Origin of the sequence: Streptomyces sp. NRRL F-6676 (genome assembly GCF_000725625.1) — a bacterium.
GTDB lineage: Bacteria > Actinomycetota > Actinomycetes > Streptomycetales > Streptomycetaceae > Streptomyces.
In genome coordinates this window covers 25,330-42,696 of sequence record NZ_JOHS01000010.1, presented here as the reverse complement: position 1 = coordinate 42,696, position 17,367 = coordinate 25,330, and the positions used below count along the sequence as shown (strand labels likewise).

8 protein-coding genes are annotated in these 17,367 nt (G+C 67.1%); 4 read left to right on the top strand and 4 right to left on the bottom strand.

What is annotated here, in order from left to right:
* Nucleotides 1-23: 23 nt before the first annotated feature.
* The 3 genes from IO29_RS09130 to IO29_RS09120 are packed head-to-tail and all read right to left on the bottom strand — an operon-like array spanning nucleotide 24 to nucleotide 4,023.
* Complete coding sequence (locus tag IO29_RS09130) at nucleotides 24-923, bottom strand: DUF6339 family protein (RefSeq protein ID WP_030381795.1); 900 nt, start codon at nucleotides 921-923, stop codon at nucleotides 24-26.
* Nucleotides 920-1,909, bottom strand: coding sequence for a hypothetical protein (locus tag IO29_RS09125; protein WP_030381796.1), 990 nt, complete (start codon nucleotides 1,907-1,909; stop codon nucleotides 920-922). The genes IO29_RS09130 and IO29_RS09125 overlap by 4 nt, the downstream gene beginning before the upstream one ends.
* Nucleotides 1,906-4,023 (bottom strand): helix-turn-helix transcriptional regulator, encoded by a 2,118-nt coding sequence (locus IO29_RS09120; RefSeq protein WP_030381797.1) that lies wholly within the window; start codon nucleotides 4,021-4,023, stop codon nucleotides 1,906-1,908. The genes IO29_RS09125 and IO29_RS09120 overlap by 4 nt, the downstream gene beginning before the upstream one ends.
* A gap of 899 nt (nucleotides 4,024-4,922) precedes the next feature.
* Between IO29_RS09120 and IO29_RS09115 the strand changes: the two genes are divergently transcribed.
* Genes IO29_RS09115 through drmB form a run of 4 tightly spaced genes read left to right on the top strand, consistent with a single transcriptional unit; the run spans nucleotide 4,923 to nucleotide 16,652 of the window.
* Nucleotides 4,923-9,689 carry a DEAD/DEAH box helicase gene (locus tag IO29_RS09115; RefSeq protein ID WP_030381798.1) on the top strand — a complete coding sequence of 1,589 codons (4,767 nt, stop codon included), beginning with the start codon at nucleotides 4,923-4,925 and terminating at the stop codon, nucleotides 9,687-9,689.
* A complete protein-coding gene (locus IO29_RS09110) occupies nucleotides 9,686-11,596 on the top strand; it encodes a UvrD-helicase domain-containing protein (protein ID WP_030381799.1) in 1,911 nt (636 codons plus the stop codon). The genes IO29_RS09115 and IO29_RS09110 overlap by 4 nt, the downstream gene beginning before the upstream one ends.
* Complete coding sequence (locus IO29_RS09105; protein ID WP_030381800.1) at nucleotides 11,593-14,817, top strand: helicase-related protein; 3,225 nt, start codon at nucleotides 11,593-11,595, stop codon at nucleotides 14,815-14,817. Before IO29_RS09110 ends, IO29_RS09105 begins: the two co-directional genes overlap by 4 nt.
* A complete protein-coding gene (gene drmB / locus IO29_RS09100) occupies nucleotides 14,814-16,652 on the top strand; it encodes a DUF1998 domain-containing protein (protein WP_030381801.1) in 1,839 nt (612 codons plus the stop codon). The genes IO29_RS09105 and drmB overlap by 4 nt, the downstream gene beginning before the upstream one ends.
* Before the next feature lie 16 nt (nucleotides 16,653-16,668).
* Here the strand turns inward: drmB and IO29_RS09095 are convergent, their stop codons facing one another.
* Entirely contained in the window at nucleotides 16,669-17,307 is a 639-nt protein-coding gene (locus IO29_RS09095) for an ATP-binding protein (RefSeq protein ID WP_030381802.1), read from the bottom strand.
* Between the last annotated feature and the right edge of the window lie 60 nt (nucleotides 17,308-17,367).

Genomic DNA, 17,367 nt, shown 5'->3' with positions numbered 1-17,367 from the left:
CGTCCAATCTCTGACGTCGCTCGTCAGCCGTGGTCGGAAAGGCCGATGTCTTCGCCTCTGCCACGCACCACGGCGTCCGTGAAGAGTTCCTCGAAGCGCTCGGCGAGGAAGTTCACGGCGGACGCCGGCACCGGACCGTCGTCCGGTCCCGCCGGCAGAACCTTGCGCGGCACCGGGGGCGCGGAGTCCGACTCCTCGACCCATGCGTCGAATGCGCCGCCGTCCCACTCGTCGTCCTCCGCGAGCACGTCGTACATCAGGGTGCTCGCTGCTGCATTGGTCACCACAGCCAGAGCGTTCGCCTCGCGCCCCGTGCTGACTTTCTGCTCGGCCACCAGCCGTATCAGTGCCTGGGCAGTCGGCCGGTGGTCGACGATGTCGAGCCGCAGGACGGTGTTCAGGACGTCCTGATTGCCGCACGCCACCTGCACCGGTCGATAGTCACTGCCGTCCCGGAACAGCTCGGCCGCCCACCACAGGCGGGAGAACGCCTGTGTGTAGTGCGCTCCGGAGAAACGGCTCGCGGTGACCATGGGCGGCAGGCCGTCGCGCCCCTTGGCCGGCCGGTGCCGCCACACCACGTAGTCCGGTGCGACGGCCAGGGCGAGGAAGTTCCACAACCTGCTGTCGGCCGCCTCTCGCCTGGTCAGCCGGAGTGCGGCATGCAGACGGGGCGCCAGCCACGCGTCCGCCTTGGTCCGCGCGTCCTCTCGGTAGAGGTGCATGACATCGTCGACGAGGTCTCGTATCGCGACGACCTCCGTACGCGCTCCCGTTGCCTCCACCGGATCGGTGATCTTGTTGAGCGCGATGTAAGGAGGCGCCTCGTGGCCGGACAGCACGCCCGTACTCAGAAAGCGTGCCGCGTTGACGTCGGCGAGCAGAGCCAGGCGCTCCGGCAGGTGCTCCGGCTTGTCGGTCATGCGCGGCTCTCCCTCTGGGACGTGTCGAGGGTCCGGATCGCCGCACCCAAATTCTTGGCGACCTTGGCCCGTCTCCCGGCCGCGTAGTTGATGCGGGGCTGCAGTTCGTTCCAACCGGAGCCCTCCTTGCGCCGAGCATCGATCTCCCGCAGGGCGTCCGCCTCGGAGTGATCGGGAAGGACGTCCGTGAGCATGCCGCGCAGCACCGAGTCCCTCCACCCACCCGGCCACTGCGGATTGCCGTGCTCGTCCACCTCCAGGTCGCTCACGGCGGAGTGGAACACGGCCGTCCACACGTCGGTCGCGATTTGAGCGGCGAGCATGTCGCGCACGGCTCGTTCCAGCGGTCCTCCGGACGAGTCGAGGAGTTCCGACACGCCTTCGAACCCGGTGTTGAGGTGCACGGTGGGGAGATCGCCGGAAGTCTCCACAAGCCATGGTGCGTCCCGGAACGGCCGCAGCCACTCCGGGCCTGCGGTGAAGTCCACCTCGTTGATCGTCATCTCCCGCTGTCGCACGGGCGTACGGGCGGTCAGGTCCACGATCCAGGGGCTCTCGGCCCGGCCGATCATCCGCCCTCGGACACCGTCGACCGTGGCGACGACCACGACGGACAGTTCGGCCCGCGTGCGGTAGGCCGATCGCCAGAACCTCAGGTGCCCGCTCCAGGCTCCGTCATCGGCGAGGGACCGCTCCAGTCGTGCCGTGGTCCGTGAGTTGGTCGCCTTCTCGGTCAGCACCGCGACCACCGAGATGTCCGTCCAGGAGCCTTCGACGAGCTCCTTGCTCGGGAGGGTCACCGATACCCCCAGGCGCACGCTCTCCCAGTCCGCCCGTTCCACCTGGTGGAGCGCGACCACGCGTTCCTGGGTCGAGAACGCCCAGGTCTCCAGATCGTGCTGGTAGAAGCCCTCGCGTTCCTGTCGGACGCTCGTGACTTCGAGGCCGACCTCCCCCGTGATCCTCTTGTACGGATAGACCTTCACGCGGACGCCCCCCTCGTCTTCTGCAGTTCGACGACCAAACCCGCCAACTCGGCGCGGACGGGGTGGGTGGACACGTCGGTCACCGCCGTGAAGGAGGCACTGCGCGCGCCGGCCGCGAACAGCAGCCCGCCTTCGACGAGTTCGCAGTTCTGTCCTGCCACGACCTCCGACCAACCCACCACCGGCCGGGTCCCGGAGCGGACGTCGAACTTGGCGACCGGGCTGAGCAACCAGGGGTCCTGACCGGCGGGGAGTCGCACCTCCGCCCTCACGTGCCATGCACCCGCCGTGTCGAGTTCGGCGTCCAGGCCCCGGATCGTCGGTGCTCCCCCGCCGCGAGCGGTCGGACTCGAACCGCCGTCCAGTCGCAACAGATCACGCAACGCCCGAGGGCCTTCCTTGCTCTTCGCCTGAGCACGTCCGACGAGTTCGCGCACCGACCGGTAGGCGGCACTCGTGAACTCCCGGATCCTGCGGTGGGCAGTGGCCGAGTAGACCGAGCGCAGTTCGTCGGTCTGCCCCCACTTGTCGTGCTCCGGAGGCTCGGACGCCCGGAGGAACGCCTCGGCCCGCTCGGCTTGGGCGGCATCCTCCCCCGCAGCATGGCCGGCGAGTAGAACGGCCTGGAAGGGATTGGTGCCGAGCGGCAGATCCGGCACCCTCGCCTCCCTGATCACCATGCGGTTGCCACGCATCGTGACCATTTGGTTGGGCTTGCCGTCCCCGTCCTCCGCCGCGGTCACGAGCAGCACGGCCTCGTGCTCGGCCGTTCCTCGCTGCCCGCGCGGCGCCGGTACGGTCAGCGGCACCCGGGCGAGCGCGACCTGCCCGGTCTCCGTCAGCCGGTCGACGGTCTCCCCGTCGAGGTACGCCTTGAGCGCCCGCGTACGGGACGGCTGCACGAGGTAGGGATCGACGCGCTCCTCGTCGATCACGACGTGACCGTTGCGCAGGGTCCGCACGGAGGCTTCGAGGACGGGGGCGGTGCTGCGGCCGGCCGTCATGGCCGCCCAGAAGTTGCGCCCCAGGGCGTCGACGAGACGCGCGTGCATGGCCTGCACCGTGTCCTCGTCGTCTCCCTCGTCCCCTCCCTTCCCGGAGTCGGCCGCGATGCTCGCCACGTCGTGTGCTCCGACGATGAGGAAGGACGTGCCCGGAGCGGAGCTCTCCCTGGTGAGGTGCAGCCGCTCGACGGTCTCCTCGTCCGCCCACCACGACCGGGCGACGCCTTCGCTGCCGGGTGCGGTGTCCGGCTCACCGAACCAGGCCGGCCCTGCGAACGGCTCGTCGTCCACCGTCCGCCACGGAAGATCCAGCCGGCCGACGAGACGTCGCTCGGTCCGTCCCTCGTGCGGTACGGAGAGCGTGGAGTTGATGAGCACCATGCCGAGGCTGCTGGTCGCCCAGAGAGTGGCCTTGCCCAGACCGTACGATCCACCCGCGCTCGTGTCGGACTTCCGGCTGTCCAGCTGCCGGCGTACGACGGCGGCGAACCGTCCGTCCTCGTAGTCGTCACCGGTGAGACCGAAGGCGTTGTAGTCGTCGACGCGCAGCAGGACGAGGCGATCGCGCTCGTACATGTCGCGCAGTCCCTCGGCGATGACCCGGCCGACCTTCTGCTCCTGCGCAGCGGCCGCCTCGTAGTGCGGGAAGAGATCGTCCCACCGGATGGCCTCGCGGAAGCGGGCGAGGTTCTCCCCGGTCAACTCGTGGATGGTGTACCGGACGCGCACGGGCGCGCTCCGGTCGAGCCGCTCGTCGAGACTGTTCTGCGTGGCCTCCCGGGCCAACACCTCCACGTCGGCGTCGAACGCGAACGTCGCGGCGTTGCCGAAGTCCCGGCCACCATCGGTGTAGGCGGGACGGTGGTACCAACGCACGGGCCGCCCGTTGCCGGCGACGTCGGTCGTGCGGGTGTGCATGCTGGCGTACTCGGCGCCGAAGGCGTCCGCTATGGCCCGCATGGTCTCGTCCCGGGGAACCGCTCGCCCGGTTATCCAGGCGGAGACGGCGGCGCGGGTGACCCCGGCCTCCTTCGCCAGCTCGGCCTGCTTCATGTTCGCGCGCTGCAACTGCCGTTGCAGCCAGGGACCGAAGTCCTCCCCGCCGTCCACTGCTTCCCGCCCCCTGGTCGGATGGCCATGTCCTGGCGAGCATAACACCGGCATTTGACGGTCTTCGGCCGTGACAATTTCCTTTGACACACTCGGCACGGTCGACTCCACGGATACCGATTGCACTTTTCAGCCATACGCGACAATGCAGCAAAGAACCGGACAAAAACCCCTCGGCTTCGGTGCAGAAGTGGAATTCCATATTCAGCCCGCCCGCGATTCGCGTCATCAAAAGGTTGACTCGGGGCCGGAAACTCTCTAGCGTTGAACCAACGGCACCAGACCCCTCTCGGAAAACATCCGCAACAGAGGTGCGCGGTTGTTCGTTTCCCCCCACAACACCGCAAGCACGCCGGTCATGCCAGCGAGTGTGAGTGAAGCACCGCACTCAATTTCACAGGGGGGCAACTGTGCCTGAACACCGCGATGATTCCTCGGACGGTTCTGCCGACAGTGGCGAGTCATCGATTGAGCGAATGCGCAAGTTGATTGCGGCCTACGAATCGTGCGAGGACCCGGACCTCGCATCCGATTTTCTCGCGACGCATGGGTTGACGTATCCGACCATCGCCCACTACCGCCGGATCCTCGCCCGTAACGACCGCGTTCCCAGTTCGGGACCCGGCATCGATGCGACGTCCCGTTCCGCGCCGCGACCACGTCGACAGCGAGCACGGCTCGCACCGCCGTCTCGGACCTATGACACCCGCCGCCCCTCACCCTCGTCGCGCAGGCGTTCCCCGTACAAGCGCTATGCCGTCGTCGTCGTGATCATCGAACTTCCCTAGCACGCCGAGCCGTCGACCGACATCGGCCGGCCGTACACGTGTCAACCCGAGTACGGCCGGCCCCCGGTTGCACCAACACATCTTAAGTATCAACAGAAAACGGAATTTCTCGTGCCGCAGCAGCCGTCGGGCGATCCCTCGCCGTCCTCGCCCGTGATCAGCAAGATCCTCGAGCAGTCCGCACGCGTGCTGGAGACGTACCGCGTGGACTCCGGGCTGATCCAGGAACATGCCAATGGAGAGCGCCGTATCACCCAGGGTGGGTATGGCGACCGTCAGCTCTTCGAGATCGTGCAGAACGCGGCCGACGAGATCGCCAACGAGCCCGGCGGCACCGTCCACGTCGTTCTCACCGAGGAGCACCTCTACTGCGCCAACCAGGGAACCCCCGTGACTCCCGAAGGCACGGAGACCATCCTTCGCATGGGAGTCTCCCGCAAGCGCGGCGGGCAGATCGGACGCTTCGGTGTCGGCGTCAAGTCCTATCTTGTGGTGACGGACGCGCCTCAGTTCTTCAGTGAGACCGGCAGTTTCGGCTTCGACCGTGCCTGGTCGCGCGCTGAGATCGCCCGCATCGCCGCTCATGCTCTGGAGCCCGACTTCGAGGCTCCGGTACTTCGGATGGCCCGTCCGCTCGACGAGGCCGCCGAACGGAAGGTCGACAAAGTTCTTGACGAACTGCGGTCGTGGGCCACCACTGTTGTGCGACTGCCGTTGCTTCCCGGAGCAGCGAAGCGACTGGCCAACGACATCCACAACCCCGGTGCCAAGAATGGCCAGGAGGAGTTTCCGAAGCTCTTCCAGCTCTTCTCCTCCCACGTGGGCAAAGTCGTCCTGGAGGACCGGCAGCGCATGCCCGTGGTTCGACGAGTGATTTCGGTCGAACAGGATGGTGAACGTCGAATCATCCACGAGAAGGGCACCGGTCGGACCGCCTCCAGCGTGAGTTGGAAGGTGTTCACAGCCGCCCACCAGCCCACCGCGGCGGCGCGCGGCACTGCGGGCGAGTTGCATGACCGAGCCACCATCGACGTCTCATGGGCAGTTCCTGAGTTCGGTGGCGCTTTGCCGTATGCCCACCCTGCCAGGGGTCGTGGCACGTTCTGGTCCTTCTTCCCCACCAAATACGAGATGACGTTGAGCGGTGCCCTCAACGGTGCGTGGAAGACCAACGAGGACCGGCAGAATCTCCTGGACTCGAGCCCATTCAACCAGGAGCTGCTGCAAGTGGCCGCCAAGTTGGTGGTGACGTCCCTTCCTGAACTGGCTCCCGCAGAGGATCCTGGCGCCTACCTCGTATTTCTCCCCGGCCGGGACAAAACTGCAGAGACCCTCAGTTGGGCGGACGCGCTTCTCACCAAGAGCATCTGGAAGCTCACCGCGATTCTCCCCTCCCTCCCTGATCAGGATGGTTGTCTGCGGGTGCCTGGTGACCTTCGTATCCATCCGGACGAGGGCCGCCGGTCCGGCAAGGTCCTGAAGCCGGAGTGGCTCCGCATGTGGAGTGCATGTCCCGGCCGGCCGACGGACTGGTTGCACCCGTCCGTCGAAGCCACGGAGCTTCGCTCGGGCAAGGTGGAGCACATTCTTGATGCGGCCGGTCACCGGCGGGCCACCGTCATTGAGTGGCTGGAGGCACTTGTCGGCCGTGCCAGGCCGGAGGGTTCAGCGGTTGCCGTCCGAATCCTGGCCGACATGATCACAGAGCGTCACCCCTTTGCGGAGGAGGCTCGACGGGCCCGGATCGTTCTGACCGAGACCGGAGATCTGGTCGCACCCGGCGCCGGTCAGGTGTGGCGGCGCAGCGTGCAGGACGGTCTCAGGGACGACCTCGTCTACGTACACCCGAAACTCTCGGACGACCCGTCCCTCCAGATGGCCCTCAGCTCGCTCGGCATCCGTGAGGCGGACAGTCGCGGCCGGTTCGTGGGAGTGCTCGACCAGGGCTTCGCCGATTACAGCGCCCGCGACTGGCGGCGGTTCTGGGAGCTGTTTCGTCGTGCCGGTGGTTCGAGCGTGGTGGGCGAAATCCACTCCCGATTCCCACAACCCCTGAAGATGCTGCATGTCCTCGCTCTCGACGGCGCGTTTCATCCGATGCGGAATTGCCTCCTGCCGGGACCGATCGTGCCCGAGGACGGCTCCCGGGACCGGTCGGTCGCCGTCGACCTCTCGTTCCACTCGGACGACACGGCCGTCTTCCGCGAGTTCGGTCTCCGCTCACAGCCGTGGCAGGCGACCCAGGCCGCCGGGGAGAGTTGGTACGAGGAGTACCGCAAGGCCCTTTACGAGGACTACTGCCGCACCCTCGGCAGCAAGAGCCGACCCTCGATCAACCGCATGACGACAGACGGCTCGGCCTTCGCCGACTCACTCCACCTGCTCCTCCTGCTGTCCGACGAAGGGCGGGCCGCGTTCGTCCAGGCTCTGCCGGACCATTTGGTCGTCGAGCGATGGACCCGGCAGATCGGTGCCGCCGCGAGCGCGCGCTCTGCGGTTCCCTCACCTCTTCGCTGGATGGTGCGCAAGTACGGCATGCTCCCGACCTCTCAAGGACTACGCCGTCCGGCCGATGCGGTAGGGCCCCAGCTCACGGGTTACGCCGATGTGCTGCCAGTCGCGAAGATCAGCGAGGAGAAGGCCCGGAAGCTCGGCCTGCCCACGCAGGTGGAGCAAGTACCCGAAGCACTGTGGATCAAGCTGACGGAGCAACTGCTCGTCAGCGAGGACGACGCGTTCGTCGGCAACACCTATGTATTGATGACCCGCCTCGATCTGCCCTTCCCGGACGGGCTCACCCGGTGCCGCATCGGTGAGAGCTGGGGGAACAAGGAGGACGGCGAAATTGCGGTGGCCGCTTCCACCGAGGAGTATCGGACGCTCCGCGCCGAGGCTGTGCCCGCTCTCCTCACGGCGAGCCCCAAGGACGCCGAGTTGCTGATCGACAAGTGGGGCATGCTGCCTTTCGCCCACGTGGTCACAAAGGAGATCCGGCACGTCCCCTCCGGTGAATCGATGAAGCTTGTCGACGCCTACCCGACGCTGCGACAGCGGCTGGGCAACGCTGTCAAAAATTACGAGCTGCAGTACTGCTCCGAGCTGGACGAGATCACCAAGACACCCAACGGTATGAAGCCGAAGCCACTGAAGAGCGCGCTGTTGGGCGCCACGGTGCTGGTCCTCAACCCGAAGTCACGTCTTGACGCTCTCCTCGCCGCCGACAGGGAATTGCGTTGGAACCTGGGGGACGCGGGTTGCCGGGCCGTGCTGGCGATGCAGCGCCAGCACGAGCAGAACAAGGAGACCCAGCAAGCCCTGCATGCAGTCCGCGAGGCCGACACAGTGGTCGAGAAACTCGCGCTGCTGCTCGGCGCAAAGGTGCTGCAAGAACGTCTCCCCGAGGGACTGCTGGAGAGCGAACGGCTTGAACTCGGAGGGGGCAGGCCCTCTGCCGAGCGCATCGCGCAGATGGCTTACAACTCGCACGGGGACGGCGTCCTCCACGCCTACGCCAAGGACATCCAGGCGCGGTTCCCGAACCATGCCCCTTCCTCGTTCACCGGCTCGGTGTCAGCGGTCAAGTTCGTGTCCGACCTGCAGTTCCCCGACGCCTTCGCCGGCTTCAGCACCCCGAAGCTTGCACCTCGCATCGATGTGGACGGCCCGCGGGAGTTCCCCCGGCTGCACGACTACCAGGAACGCCTGGCCGCCAACATCTTCCACATGTTGGACCGCGCCCAGCCGCAGCGTGGGATGCTCTCGCTTCCGACGGGTGCCGGCAAGACCCGGGTGACCGCCGAGGCCGTGATTCGGTGGATCAAGCAGGACGACGACCTCGGCGGTCCGATCCTGTGGATCGCGCAGACCGAGGAGTTGTGCGAGCAGGCGGTCCAAAGTTGGAAGTTCGTCTGGGACAAGGTGGGTGCGGAGAAGCAGCTGTCCATCAGTCGCCTGTGGTCGACGAACGAGGCCGGGCCGATCGTGGGCCGCCCCCAACTCGTTGTTGCCACTGACGCGAAGCTGCGCAACTGCTTGGAAACCGACAGCTACGCCTGGCTGCGGAAGGCCGCCCTCGTCATCGTCGACGAGGCCCACGTGGCGATCTCTCCGCAGTACACAGACATACTCGCCCAACTGGGCCTTCCGCATTCACGCACCGAACGACACCTGCTGGGTCTTACGGCCACCCCCTTCCGCAACACCAATGAGGAGCAGACCCGCCGACTCGTTCAGCGCTTCGGTGGCAAGCGTCTGGACGACGGCATCTTCCAGGGTGACCCCTACATGGAGCTACAGGATCTCGGCATGCTGGCCCGCGTCGAGCACGACGAGCTCTTGGGCGGCACGATTGAGTTGACTCAGGACGAAAAGACCCGAGCCGACCAAATGAGCGTCCTGTCGAGGGCCGCGGAACAGCGTCTGGCCGACGACCACGATCGCAACCAACGCATTATCGACAAGATTCTTGCCATGCCCCGCGACTGGCCGGTGCTGGTCTTCGCCACCTCGGTGAGCCACGCCAAGTTTCTCGCGGCCAAGCTCAACGACCGGGGCATCACCGCCGGCGCCGTCGATTCCGCCACCAGCCCCTCGGACCGCAGCAACCGCATCGCGGCCTTCCGTCAGGGCGGGCTTCGCGTGCTGACCAACTACGGCGTCCTCACGCAGGGCTTCGATGCTCCCGCCACCCGTGCCGTGGTGGTCGCGCGTCCCACCTACAGCCCGAACGTCTACCAGCAGATGATCGGCCGCGGCCTGCGCGGTCCCCGCAACGGCGGCAAGGAGATGTGCCTGATCCTCAACGTCCGCGACAACATCACCAACTACGGCAAGGCCCTGGCCTTCACCCAGTTCGAGCATCTGTGGAGCGCCAAATGACCGACGCCTACGCCGACAGCCCGACGCTCACGTCGGAGCAGCAGGCCGTCGTCGACCAACCCTGGGACGCACGCGTCCTGGTGACCGCCGGCGCCGGCTCCGGGAAGACGCACACCCTGATCCGTCGGCTGGACGCTCTGATGAGCCGGGAGGAAGACGCCCTGGAGGCACGGGAAATACTCGTCCTGAGCTTCTCCCGTGCCGCCGTACGGGAGCTGAAGGACCGCATCTCCCGGCACGCCGAGCAGGCCCGCAGGGTCCGGGCACAGACCTTCGACTCATGGGCGTACTCCCTGCTGACCAGCGCCTACCCGGACGAGGACTGGGGCCGGTACGGCTTCGACGAGCGCATCCGACAGGCAGAGGACGCCATCACCAAGGGAGCCGTCGAGGCCGGTGAGCCGGGCGCGCCGGCCCATGTGGTGATCGACGAGGTACAGGACCTCGTCGGGGACCGGCGCAATATGGTCGAGACCCTGTTGGACCACTTCCAGGACTCCTGTGGCTTCACCGTCGTCGGTGATCCCGCCCAGGCGATCTACGGATTCCAGGTCTCCGACCCCGACGCGCGCGCAGCGGAGACCAACTACTTCTTCGACTGGCTGCGCGCTTCCTACCCGGACGACCTGGTCGAACTGCATCTCTCGCGGAACTTCCGCGCCGAGTCCGACGAGGCGAGCACGGCCCTGCCGCTCGGCACCGTTCTGCAGAAGCTGCCCTCGGAGACGGATCCGGCGGCTGCTGAAGGCGGGCGCGTGTACGGCGAGCTGCGGAACGGGCTCCTCGGCCTGCCTTCCTTCGGCGCACTCACCTCTTCGTTCACCCTCGACTCGCTCCGCGACTTCCCCGACACCTGCGCCGTCCTGTGTCGGGACAACCGGCAGGCACTGGTGATCGCTGAGGCGCTGCACGAGCACGGGATTCCCCACCGCTTGCAGCGCTCCGCGCAGGACCGCCCGGTGCCCGCGTGGGTGGCGGGAGTGCTGCGAGGCACCGGCTCCACGGTGATCGGTGAGCAGCGTTTCCACGAGCTCGTCGAGCAGACCGGCACGCCGCCCGGGGCGGACGTCGACCGGATGTGGCGCTCGCTGCGGGCCGTGGCTCGCGGGGGCCGTGGGCAACTGGACCTGGCCAAGGTTCGACGGTCGGTGGCGGAGGGCTGGTTCCCCGATGACCTGGCTGCCGTGGCCCCGGCATCCCTCGTGGTCTCCACCGTCCACCGGGCCAAGGGGTTGGAGTTCGACCGGGTCATTGTGGTCGAGCCACCGACCATGGCGGAGCTGAGCAGGTACCACACCCACGTGGACCCTGCGGCCGAGGCACGGGCGCTGTACGTCGCCATGACGCGTCCCCGGTCCGATCTGTACCGGATCGATGCCCCGGAAACTGCTCAGGTGCGCTTCCATCGGGCACTCGGCCGTTGGTACATCGGCGGATGGAAGTCGTACGAGCGTCGGGGCATCGAGATCGTCGGCCGCGATGTGTGCGGCGAGCATCCGCCGGGCTCCGACGGCTTCCACGACGATCCCGTCGAGTTGCAGGAGTACATGGCCGCGCATGTCCGTCCCGGCGACTCCGTCGCGCTGCGTCGGCTGCACGACCTGCCCATGGCGGCCGACCAGAGCCCTCCGTACGCGGTGATGCACGAGGACCGGCCGATCGCCGTGGTCTCGGAGCGATTCCGCCATGAGCTGCACGCCTCCCTCAAGGTCAGCAAGACCTGGGAGGTTCGCTGGCCGGACGAGGTACACGGACTCCGGGTCGACACAGTGGAGACCGTGGCAGGCAGTCCGGCCTCCGGTGCCCGCGCCGGTCTCGGTGAGCAAGGGGTGTGGCTCGTGCCTCGGTTGACGGGGCTGGGGCGCTACAAGTCGAGTGGGAAGGTCCAGGGGAACAACAGCCGATGACCGTCGTCGAGAACGAACATGCCGCGCACTATGCCGCTCGCGAAAGCCTGGTCGAGCAACTGCGCAAAGACTTGTTGGGTCCGGGAGCTCCCGACGAGATCCTCACTCAGGACCCACCGATCACCACATATCCGATCGGTGTGCTTTTCCCCCGTGGTACGGACCCGGTCGCCGAACGGGAATTGGCCGACGAGGCAGCCGAGACCGACGGACTGGACGACACCCCGGTGCTGGCCCGTCGGGACATCGAGGATGCCGGGTCGGAACTGGGCGTCTCCCTTGCCAACGACCGTCGCCCCTCTTCGATGGGCCTGACGTTCGCCGTCGATCCCTCCGTGTCCGCCGAGGTGATCGTGCACGTCGAGGCGGCAATGTACGAGCCGGTCGACACCGAGGGACGTGTCGTGTCCGCGAAGCGGGCGGAGGCGCGGACCACTTCCGACCAGTCCGAGCACTGGCGGCGGCGTCCGCTGTCCTTCACTCCGGTCCCCATCGACGTGACCCGTCCGGGCATGCACCGCCCCGACCCGTTGGGGCAGGGAATCCTGCTGCGAGCCCTCGTCCGGCGGCCTTCGGCACCGTCCGGGACGGTCACTGTGACGGTGACGCTCGTCAACGACATGCGGGTGAGCGAGCGCGAGTTGCAGGACGCGTTCAGCCTCTTCCAGCCCCGTCTCACCGTGACCACGCCGTCCGGCAAACCGGCATTCGTGGAACGTCCCACCACGCTCGACGCGGTCGACCCCGACCAGGCCGTGAGCCGATTGCTGCACCGACATGCTCCGACCTTCGCGGTGGGACACGGCTGTGCGGCCGACTGGGACTGGACGCCACTTCCCGTGGGAGTTCCGAACACCGGGCGAGCGGCCGTGTGCACGGTGCGGACGGAGTTCGTGCCGGCTCACGAGGTGCTACTCACCGACTCCAACCGGGAGATCGACGACGAAGCCCTGTCCATGCTCGGCCTCGCCACCAAGCCGAACACGGATGTCCTGTCGGCGTTGGGCGAGCTGGCCACCGGGTACGCCGAGTGGATCGCCCACAAGCGGACGGAAGCGGCCGGTCTCGCCGGAACACCGTTCGAAGAGGCAGCCGGCAAGCAGTTGGACGCCTGCGATGCGGCTCTTGGCCGCATGCGGTGCGGCATCCGCCTCCTCGCCGAGGACCCGGACGCCATGAAGGCCTTCCGACTCGCCAACCGGGCCATGTCGCAGCAACGCGCCCGCAGCGCCTGGGTGAAGAAGGGACGGCAGGGCACCCCCGACCCGTCGTCCGGCCGTTGGCGGCCGTTCCAGATCTCCTTCATGCTGCTGTGCCTGGAAGGCATCGTGCATCCGGAGCACCCGGATCGACAGTTGGCCGACCTGCTCTGGTTCCCCACAGGTGGTGGCAAGACCGAGGCGTACCTCGGGCTCATCGCCTTCACCACGTTCCTGCGCCGCATCCGCCACCGCGCGCAGGGCGCGGGCGTCACCGTCCTCATGCGCTACACGCTGCGGCTGCTCACTCTCCAGCAGTTCGAGCGTGCGGCGATCCTCATGTGTGCCATGGAGCTCATGCGACAGGGCGACGAGGAGCTGTTGGGCCGGGAACCGATCTCCATCGGCATGTGGGTGGGGCAGTCCGCCACCCCGAACAAGCTGACGATCGCCGAGGAGAGCCTGGTCGAGCTCCGCAAGGACAAGGTGCTTCAGGAGAAGAACCCCGTCCAGCTCCACGCCTGCCCCTGGTGCGGGACACGTCTCGACGCCCACCAGTACGAGGTGGATCACGCAGCCACTCGGATGCACGTCCGCTGCCCGGACTCGACGTGCGAGTTCACCAGCGGCCTGCCGGTGCACTTGATCGACGAGGCTGTCTACGACGCCCACCCGACGCTGGTCATCGCAACGGTCGACAAGTTCGCCTCCATGCCGTGGCGGGAACAGAGCGCGGCCCTGTTCAACCGGGACCTCGCGGACGGGACCAAGCCGCCCGAGCTGATCGTCCAGGACGAGTTGCACCTCATCTCGGGGCCGCTCGGCACCCTGACCGGCTTGTACGAGACCGCTGTGGACGCCTTGGCCGACCAACCGAAGGTCGTCGCCTCCACCGCCACCATTCGTCGGGCCGAGCAACAGGGTCGGTCCCTCTTCGACCGAGAGGTACGCCAGTTTCCGCCGGCCGGGCTGGACGCCCGTGACTCCTGGTTCGCGGTGGAAACTCCCCGTGAGCGCAAGGCGAGCCGCCAGTACGTCGGCCTCCTCACACCCAGTACGAGCCAGTCGACGCTGCTGATCCGCACGTACGCGACGCTGTTGCACCAGGCGCAGCGCCTCGACACGGACGAAAGCGTCCGCGACGCCTACTGGTCGTTGGTCGGCTACTTCAACAGCCTGCGGTTGTTGGCGGCTGCCGAACTTCAGGTCCACGACGACGTCGAGTCGTACCTCGAATACCTCGCCGAACGCGACGGCACGCCCAGGCGAATGATCCGCGAGCAGACGGAGCTGACCAGCCGCGCCAACTCCAGTGAGATCCCGAGCCGTCTCAAGCAGATCGAGCTGCGGCTCCCCCACAGAGAGACGGTCGACGTACTGCTGGCCACGAACATGATCTCCGTGGGTGTCGACGTCGACCGGCTGGGGCTCATGGCGGTGATGGGCCAGCCACAGACGACCGCCGAGTACATCCAGGCGACCAGTCGTGTGGGGCGCAGCCATCCCGGCCTGGTGGCTGTCATGCTGAATTCGGCTCGCTCACGGGACCGGTCCCACTATGAGAATTTCCTGCACTTCCACTCCGCCCTGTACCGCGAAGTCGAGTCCACGTCCGTGACTCCCTTCTCGGCACGGGCCCGGGACCGTGGTCTGCACGCCGTCGTCGTAGCGATGGCGCGCATATTGATCCCCGAAGCACGCGGGAACGACGGCGCCGGCCGTATTCACCTCTACAAGGACGAACTCACGGAACTGATCAGGCCTGTCCTGCTCAGTCGCGTGGAAACGGTCGACCCCGACGAGCGCAGGAGGACAGCCGACGCATTCGACGAATTCGTCGAATGGTGGGCCGAGACAGCGAGGATGAACGGAGGCCTCTACTACGAGCCCAAGCGAGGCAGCAAGGCGCCCTCTCTCCTATGCGCCTACGACGACGAGGCCAATGACGAGGCATGGCCGACCCTGTGGAGTCTGCGCGACGTCGACGCCGAGTCCGCCCTGTTCATGGAGGCATCCCGATGACCCCACCCCCTCCGCGGCGCCGGCGTGGCGCAGCCGCCCCCGAGCGCAGCTTCCCCCGCAAGGGGGCGGTGCGGCGCGCACAGATGATCACGACATACGGCGTGGGCTCCATGGTCGCGGTCGACAGTGAGTCGTTCATTGTCGCCGGCACCGATTCGTGGAACGTCACCGATGCTCCCGTGATTCATGAGCACCGACTCGCCCGTGCCCTCGGCGTGAAGAAGTTCCGGCTTCCGCCCGCCTCCGACGGGAAGAGCAAGGACGGCGTCCACGTCCGACGCTTCCCGTTGTGGCATTCATGCCCGTCCTGCAACTCTCTCCAGCACGTGAGTGCATTCAACTCACCGCCGAGGAAGAACGAATGCGGTGACTGCCAAGAGGACTTGGTCCCCTCCCGCTTTGTGATGGCTTGCGAACACGGCCACATCGACGACTTCCCCTATTGGAAGTGGGCGCACCGCAACAACCGCGACGAGGGAACAACGGGGCACTGCGGCGGGAAGCTGCGTATGCGCACCAGTGGACGAACGGCGTCACTGCGCAGCATTCTGATTTCGTGCTCCTGCGGTGTTCCGGAAGTTTCCATGGAGGGGGCCTTTCGCAGCAGCGCACTCGCCAACCTGAGGGTCCGGTGCACGGGGAAGCGGCCGTGGCTCAAGGACGCTCCTGTCGAGAGTTGCTCGGAGCCTCCGCGCACGTTGCAGCGTGGTTCCTCCATGGCGTGGCAGCCGCTGGTCCGGTCCGCCTTGTCCATTCCACCGTGGAGCGACAGCCTGGCAGGCCGGCTCGCCGAGCACTGGGACGAGTTGAGGAAGCTCAACCGCTCGGGGCTCGAGATATATCTGAAGGCTCTCACTCTTCGAGAGAAGGAGGAGATTCCCGTCACGGCTGTGCTCGAACTGCTGGAGGCGGAGCAGCACGAGGAATCGGAAGCCGGTGAGGAGACCGACCACGACAGTCGGTACCTGGCTCTGCGCAAGCAGGAATACCGACGTCTACGAGTGGGCAACGCGGAGCGCGATCAAACACGCGACGAACAGTTCGTCTGCGAGCCACCGACCACGTCCTCTCCCGCGCTCGTCGGACTCGGGCTGGCCAGCCCCATGCTCGTGAAACGACTGCGTGAGGTCAGGGCACTGAAGTCGTTCAGTCGGGTACACACGCCGGACTCCAATGCCGACGTGCACGAGGCCCGTCTCTCGCTGGCCGATCTCGATTGGCTGCCCGCGATGGAGGTGTTGGGGGAAGGTGTGTTCCTCCGCCTCGACGAACAGCGCCTGGACGCATGGTCGGCGGCAATCGCCGTCGCCGACCGAGTGAAGCGCATCCGCGACCGACACAATCGCGTCCTGCGTGAGCGGGCGGCCGACCCCAAGGCCGTCCCCGAGTCTCCCGCCACCCCGCGCATGGTGCTCCTGCACACCTTGGCGCACGTACTCATCAACGAGTGGAGTCTGGAAGCGGGTTACCCTGCGGCCTCCCTCCGCGAGCGGCTCTACGCGGACGACGACTCCATGGCAGGCATGTTGATCTACACGGCGACCAGCGACTCGGCCGGCAGCCTCGGCGGTCTGGTGGCCCAAGGGGAACCGCACCGGCTGGCGAGGACGCTGCGCTCCGCGTTGCGCCGCGCCGAGTGGTGTTCGGCCGACCCGTTGTGCATGGAGTCGGAGGCGGGTGGTGCAGGCAGTGTCAATCTCGCTGCCTGTCACGCGTGCGTTCTGCTACCGGAGACCAGTTGCGAGCAGAACAATGGGCTGCTCGACCGGGCGCTGTTGGTGGGTACGCCCGAGCAGCCGAACATCGGGTTCTTCGGGGACGCCCTGGCCCCCTGACGTCCGCCGTCCCGGCTCACGAGTGGGCTTCGAGCATCTGGGCGTCGTACCGCGTCTGCGCCCGGTCCAGCACATCGTCCGCGTCGCGGCCGTGTGCTCGGAGCCAGTGGAGGAGGTCGGTGATGATGAAGATCGCCGCCTCCTCCCCCTCGGCGGTGCCCAACCTGCCAGTGCGCACACGGGCCCGCGGCCCCGTGGCGTCGTAGAGATCGATCATCGCCTCGGCCCGCATCATGCGGGGGCCTCCGTCCTGGCCTCCCGACGGGAGCGGTCCCGTCGCCAATTCGCACCAGGTCACCTTCCGGTCCGCGAGAAGTTGGACTCCCCACCGGTCCGTGACCGCCTCGACCAGGGCCATGCCGCGGCCTCCCTCCGACTCGACGCTCGCGGCCATGAGCGTGGGCAGCGCGCGGGTGTCGGGGTCGTGCACCTCGATGCGCAGGAAGGGGCCGTTCATCAGGACGGCCAGGGTGGTCGGCGTGCCGATGCCGACGTGGGTGATGACGTTGGCCACCAGCTCGCTCACGCAGAGCTGGGCCTCGTCCACGACTTCCTTCAGGCCCCACGCTCCGAGATGCGTCCCCACGTTGTGCCGCAGGGCCGCCACCTCCTCCTCCAGTGCCGTGAACTCCACGATCCACGGCGTCCGCGTCATGCATGCGCTTGGGATCACTTCCGCACCTTCCGTCGTGCGTGGTCCGGGCGTGGGCGCCGA